This window comes from Pseudomonas sp. TH10 (assembly GCF_016651255.1).
Classification (GTDB): domain Bacteria; phylum Pseudomonadota; class Gammaproteobacteria; order Pseudomonadales; family Pseudomonadaceae; genus Aquipseudomonas.
This window is the reverse complement of sequence record NZ_JAEKEG010000070.1, coordinates 22,352-29,210: the sequence shown is the minus strand read 5'-3', so window position 1 is coordinate 29,210 and position 6,859 is coordinate 22,352. Positions and strand designations below refer to the sequence as shown.

At 56.9% G+C, this 6,859-nt stretch carries 1 protein-coding gene and 1 pseudogene; one reads left to right on the top strand and one right to left on the bottom strand.

Going from position 1 to position 6,859, the window contains the following annotated elements:
• Positions 1 to 108 precede the first annotated feature (108 nt).
• Positions 109 to 6,141 (bottom strand): retention module-containing protein, encoded by a 6,033-nt coding sequence (locus tag JFT80_RS11390; protein ID WP_201147926.1) that lies wholly within the window; start codon positions 6,139 to 6,141, stop codon positions 109 to 111.
• 544 nt (positions 6,142 to 6,685) lie between these two features.
• Between JFT80_RS11390 and JFT80_RS25470 the strand changes: the two are divergent.
• A pseudogene (locus tag JFT80_RS25470) lies at positions 6,686 to 6,834 on the top strand (channel protein TolC); the annotation flags it as partial.
• Positions 6,835 to 6,859: the final 25 nt, after the last annotated feature.

Sequence of the window (6,859 nt, the reverse complement as noted above, 5' to 3'; positions counted from 1 at the left end):
GTGAACGCTGCGCCCTGGTTTTCCAGGACTGGACCGTTGCCGGTGATGGTGATGCCGACGGCATCGCCTTGACCGGTAGGTTCGTCAGTCACGGTGGTTTGCACCGCGTTATCGACCCAGAGTCAGTTTCTCGTAGGTACCTGCACCTTCGACTGTTTCCAGCTTGTTAACGATAGTTGGTTGACCGCCGACGCCGATGTCATCAGCAGCTGTAATGGTCGCCTGGCCAGTCACGCTGTTGGCTGGAACAGTAATGGTGGTGCCATCGGTGAGCTTGAAGGTCAGCTCAGGATGGTTGGTCAACGGCAGACCGGTGCTGGTGGTCAGGGTCACGGTGTAGGTGACTTTGCCGCCTTCAGCCACAGTGGTTTTGTCTGCGGTTAGGGTCGCAAACACTTCGCTGGTGGTGTCGCCGATGGTGACCGAAGCTGGACCACCGATGGTTGGGTTTTCCAGCGGTGCGCCATTCGACGTGGCACCGGTAATGCTGAGTTGCGCGGTGCCGCCGTCTTTGTAGACGTCGTCGCCTTGCGGATCGAGGGTGTGGACCTTCTCGGTTTCACCAACAGCAAATACTACGGTTTTACCGTTGCTCAAGGTCACAGTGACCGGTTGCAGCTGAGCTTTGTCGAGCTTGATGGTGAAGGCGGCGCCCTGGTTTTCCAGGACCGGGCCGTTGCCAGTGATGCTGATGTTAACCGCATCGCCTTGACCGGTAGGTTCGTCAGTAACGGTGGTTTCCAGCGAGTTCTGACCCAGAGTCAGTTTCTCGTAGGTACCTGCACCTTCGACTGTTTCCAGCTTGTTAACGATAGTTGGTTGACCGCCGACGCCGATGTCATCAGCAGCTGTAATGGTCGCCTGGCCAGTCACGCTGTTGGCTGGAACAGTAATGGTGGTGCCATCGGTGAGCTTGAAGGTCAGCTCAGGATGGTTGGTCAACGGCAGACCGGTGCTGGTGGTCAGGGTCACGGTGTAAGTGACCGAACCGCCTTCCGCCACAGTGGTTTTATCTGCGGTCAGGGTCGCAATAACTTCACTGATAGTGTCAGTGATAACGACCGATGCCGGGTTACCCAGCACCACATTTTCCAGCGCAGTACCGTTGGAGGTTGCACCGGCAACACCCAGGTTTACGGTGTCGCCATCTTTGTAGACGTCATCACCTTGCGGTGCGAGGGTATGGACTTTCTCGGTTTCGCCGGCAGCAAAAACTACGGTCTGGCCGTTGCTCAGCGTCACGGTGACTGGTTGCAGCTGAGCCTTGTCGAGCTTGATGGTGAAGCTGGCATCCTGGTTTTCCAGGACCGGGCCGTTGCCAGTGATGCTGATGTTAACCGCATCGCCTTGACCGGTAGGCTCATCGGTCACGGTGGTTTGCACCGCGTTATCGCCCAGAGTCAGTTTCTCGTAGGTACCTGCACCTTCGACTGTTTCCAGCTTGTTAACGATGGTTGGTTGACCGCCCACTGCAATGTCATCAGCAGCTGTAATGGTCGCCTGGCCAGTCACGCTGTTGGCTGGAACAGTAATGGTGGTGCCATCGGTGAGCTTGAATGTCAGCTCAGGATGGTTGGTCAACGGCAGACCGGTGCTGGTGGTCAGGGTCACGGTGTAAGTGACCGAACCGCCTTCCGCCACAGTGGTTTTATCTGCGGTCAGGGTCGCAATAACTTCACTGATAGTGTCAGTGATAACGACCGATGCCGGGTTACCCAGCACCACATTTTCCAGCGCAGTACCGTTGGAGGTTGCACCGGCAACACCCAGGTTTACGGTGTCGCCATCTTTGTAGACGTCATCACCTTGCGGTGCGAGGGTATGGACTTTCTCGGTTTCGCCGGCAGCAAAAACTACGGTCTGGCCGTTGCTCAGCGTCACGGTGACTGGTTGCAGCTGAGCCTTGTCGAGCTTGATGGTGAAGCTGGCATCCTGGTTTTCCAGGACCGGGCCGTTGCCAGTGATGCTGATGTTAACCGCATCGCCTTGACCGGTAGGTTCGTCAGTAACGGTGGTTTCCAGCGAGTTCTGACCCAGGGTCAGTTGCTCGAAGTTGTCTGCGCCAGTCACCGATTCCAGTTTGTTGACGATGGTCGGCTGACCGCCGACCAGGATGTCGTCCGCAGCAACAATGGTCGCGCTGCCGACATTACCGTTGGCTGGGACTTTGATCTGGGTGCCGTCAGTCAGGGTGAAGGTCAGTTCACCGTGGTTGTTGATCGGCAGGCCTGCTGCGTTGGTCAGGGTCACGGTGTAAGTAACCGAACCGCCTTCCGCCACAGTGGTTTTATCTGCGGTCAGGGTCGCAATTACTTCACTGGTGGTATCGCCAACAACAACTTGAGCCTCGGTGCCGATGACCAGGTTCTCGAAGGTCTTACCTTCTACCACTGCACCAGTAATACCCAGCTTGATGGTCTCGCCATCTTTGTAAACGTCATCGCCCTGAGCGGGCAGGGTGTAGGTGGCTTCAGTTGCACCAGCCGCGATAGTCACGGTCTGACCATTGCTCAGGGTCACGGTCAGGTCTTGATCCAGCTTCTGATCAACCTTGATGGTGAAGGTCGGTGCGGCGTTTTCCAGCACATCGCCGGCACTTTCGATTGTCACAGTGACGGTATCGATGCGGTCGGTAATAGTGGTAACAGCCGGCGTAGTGCTCGGCACCAGGTTTTCGAAGTTGCCGCCAGTAGCACCAGTGATCGTGGTGCTGACCGTGCTGCCGTTGACATAAACGTCATTAGTCGCAGTTTCGACCACGACAGAGCCGGTAGTCTGCCCAGCGCCAATGGTAATGACCGAGCCATTGCTCAAGGTCACTGTCACCGGAGTGCCGGCAGGGTTGGTTAAGGTGGCGGTGTAGGTAATTGCGCCGCCTTCAACAACAGTCGAACCAGCGGTCAGGGTGACAGCGGTGGCATCGATCGAGTCGGTAATAGTGGTAACAGCCGGTGTAGTGCTCGGCACCAGGTTTTCGAAGTTACCGCCAGTCGCGCCAGTGATCGTAGTGCTGATCGTACTGCCGTTGACATAAACGTCATTAGCCGCAGTTTCGACCACGACAGAGCCGGTAGTCTGACCCGCACCAATGGTGATGACCGAGCCATTGCTCAAAGTCACGGTAACCGGAGTACCAGCAGGGTTGGTCAAGGTGGCGGTGTAGGTGATCGCGCCGCCTTCAACAACAGTCGAGCCAGCGGTCAGGGTGACAGCGGTAGCATCGATCGAGTCGGTGATGGTAGTAACAGCTGGCGTAGTGCTCGGCACCAGGTTTTCGAAGTTACCGCCAGTAGCGCCAGTGATCGTAGTGCTGACCGTGCTGCCGTTGACATAAACGTCATTAGCCGCAGTTTCGACCACGACAGAGCCGGTAGTCTGCCCAGCGCCAATTGTAATGACCGAGCCATTGCTCAAAGTCACGGTAACCGGAGTACCAGCAGGGTTGGTCAAGGTGGCGGTGTAGGTGATCGCGCCGCCTTCAACAACAGTCGAACCAGCGGTCAGGGTGACAGCGGTAGCATCGATCGAGTCGGTGATGGTAGTAACAGCTGGCGTAGTGCTCGGCACCAGGTTTTCGAAGTTACCGCCAGTAGCGCCAGTGATCGTAGTGCTGACCGTGCTGCCGTTGACATAAACGTCATTAGCCGCAGTTTCGACCACGACAGAGCCGGTAGTCTGCCCAGCGCCAATTGTAATGACCGAGCCATTGCTCAAAGTCACGGTAACCGGAGTACCAGCAGGGTTGGTCAAGGTGGCGGTGTAGGTGATCGCGCCGCCTTCAACAACAGTCGAGCCAGCGGTCAGGGTGACAGCGGTAGCATCGATCGAGTCGGTGATGGTAGTAACAGCTGGCGTAGTGCTCGGCACCAGGTTTTCGAAGTTACCGCCAGTAGCGCCAGTGATCGTAGTGCTGACCGTGCTGCCGTTGACATAAACGTCATTAGCCGCAGTTTCGACCACGACAGAGCCGGTAGTCTGACCAGCGCCAATGGTAATGACCGAGCCATTGCTCAAAGTCACGGTAACCGGAGTACCAGCAGGGTTGGTCAATGTGGCGGTGTAGGTGATCGCGCCGCCTTCAACAACAGTCGAGCCAGCGGTCAGGGTGACAGCGGTAGCATCGATCGAGTCGGTGATGGTAGTAACAGCTGGCGTAGTGCTCGGCACCAGGTTTTCGAAGTTACCGCCAGTCGCGCCAGTGATCGTAGTGCTGACCGTACTGCCATTGACATATACGTCATTAGCCGCAGTTTCGACCACGACAGAGGCGGTAGTCTGCCCAGCGCCAATGGTAATGACCGAGCCATTGCTCAAGGTCACTGTCACCGGAGTGCCAGCAGGGTTGGTTAAGGTGGCGGTGTAGGTGATTGCGCCGCCTTCAACAACAGTCGAGCCAGCAGTCAGGGTGACAGCGGTGGCATCGATCGAGTCGGTAATAGTGGTAACAGCCGGTGTAGTGCTCGGCACCAGGTTTTCGAAGTTACCGCCAGTCGCGCCAGTGATCGTAGTGCTGACCGTACTGCCGTTGACATAAACGTCATTGGCCGGAGTCTGGACCACGACGGAGCCGGTAGTCTGACCTGCACCAATGGTAATGACCGAGCCATTGCTCAAGGTCACAGTCACCGGAGTGCCGGCAGGGTTGGTCAAAGTCGCGGTGTAAGTAATCGCGCCGCCTTCAACAACAGTCGAGCCAGCGGTCAGGGTGACAGCGGTAGCATCGATCGAGTCGGTGATGGTAGTAACAGCCGGTGTAGTGCTCGGCACCAGGTTTTCGAAGTTACCGCCAGTAGCGCCAGTGATCGTAGTGCTGACCGTACTGCCATTGACATAAACGTCATTAGCCGCAGTTTCGACCACGACGGAGCCGGTAGTCTGACCCGCACCAATGGTGATGACCGAGCCATTGCTCAAGGTCACTGTCACCGGAGTGCCGGCAGGGTTGGTCAAAGTCGCGGTGTAAGTAATCGCGCCGCCTTCAACAACAGTCGAGCCAGCGGTCAGGGTGACAGCGGTAGCATCGATCGAGTCGGTGATGGTAGTAACAGCCGGTGTAGTGCTCGGCACCAGGTTTTCGAAGTTACCGCCAGTAGCGCCAGTGATCGTAGTGCTGACCGTACTGCCGTTGACATAAACGTCATTGGCCGGAGTCTGGACCACGACGGTGCCGGTGGTCTGACCTGCACCAATGGTAATGACCGAACCATTGCTCAAGGTTACGGTGACAGGCGTCTGCGCCGGGTTGGTCAAGGTCGCGGTGTAAGTGATCGGGCCACCTTCAACAACGGTCGACCCCGCAGTCAGCGTGACGTTGGTGGTATCCACGGTGTCAGTGACTTGGGTAACGGCCGGAGTGGTCGGAGGCGCCACTGTGATCCCGCCGCCTGTAGTGCCGGTGACGGTTACTTCGATCTGGCTCGGGTCGTTATAAACAGTGTCATTCGGCGCGAGAGGTACATTGACGGTGCCGGTGGTCTGGCCCGCGGCAACTACGATGACCGCGCCATTGGACAGGGTGATGGTCAGGTCACTCAGAGGCGCCTGGCTCAAGTTCGCGGTGTAGACCAGTACGCCGCCGGCCTCGGTGATAGTCGGGGTTGCGCTCAGGCTCAGCGTCGAGGTGAGAGGCGCGTCGGCAACGGCGTTGTTGTTGGTGTTCTGGGTATCAACGGTTTCCAGCGTGGTCAGCGGCACCGCGCCAAAACCTGCAGTTGGAAAACCAACGGTCGGGTCAACCCGGCCGGCGGTTGCATCAAGCATCACGAAGCTGTGGCCGCCGCCCGCGGCGCCACCATTACTCGCGGCCGTAGGGCCTGCGGCAGTGGCTTCCAGATCTTTAGTCGGGTCGACACCGGCGGCAATGGCTTGCTGCAGTTCTTCAACCGATGGCGCGGCTTGCGCGGTGGCCTCGGCCAGGTCAGTGCTGGAGTCGGGCGCGTTGGCGCTCCATTGGGTTTCGCGACCCAGGTCGAGGGTGCGGCCATCAGCCAGTTCAAGCGACACGGCGCCGGAGAGGCCGGTGTCGATCTGGTCGCCGACAAACAGGCGATCGCCTTCAACGAGTACGCGGCGCACGCCCTCTGGGGACACCACGAATACCTGACCGACAATGCTTTTGACGATGGCAACAACACTGCTCATTGAAGACTCTCCGGGTGTCACGTTCAGTTGACTTCCATGGACCTGATGGCATGGGTGCCGATTCAGTCTGGACGTACTTTAAAAATTTTCGAATCAATTTTGACGCGGTTAATCGTCAATAATTTGGCTATATTCTTTCGCTATTAACTTTATGCCAAACTATTGACCTTCTGGGTGCCATCCTAAACAATCGCCCCACTAATGTCACATTGATATTTCCGCGGCGACCTGTCCTTCAGCGTGTGATCCAGTTCCTGTTTTGAACTTTCCGACATACGGTATAGGGTCTGCTCAGGATCCCCTGTGACTGCACGTTTTGCAGTGATTCAGGACAACAAATTATCAAGTATCCAGACTGCCCATTGACGAACAATCCAGTCCGACCATTTCTGTTGATTGCTCGTTTTGCCTCATTTTCCCTGGACTGGGTCTTGGGGGTATTCGCAGGAATTGAATCGCGCCGCATGACGTTCAGGGATGTCGCAAGTTGCTGTTGCCGGATTTGCGGCGTACTTCTCAGCAACGCGTCAACAATCCGAGCTCTGCGTGGATCAGAAACATTCAGTTATTTACTCAGTACCGAATCAAGGCGACCATGGGCGAGTTGCTCAGAAGCCAGGGAGTGGTCGCACCGTTGGCATCCGTTGTGCAGAACAGCGTGAAGCCAAGGTCCAACTGCCCGGTACGGATTGAGCAGAACCTTAATCGTTCAATTGTT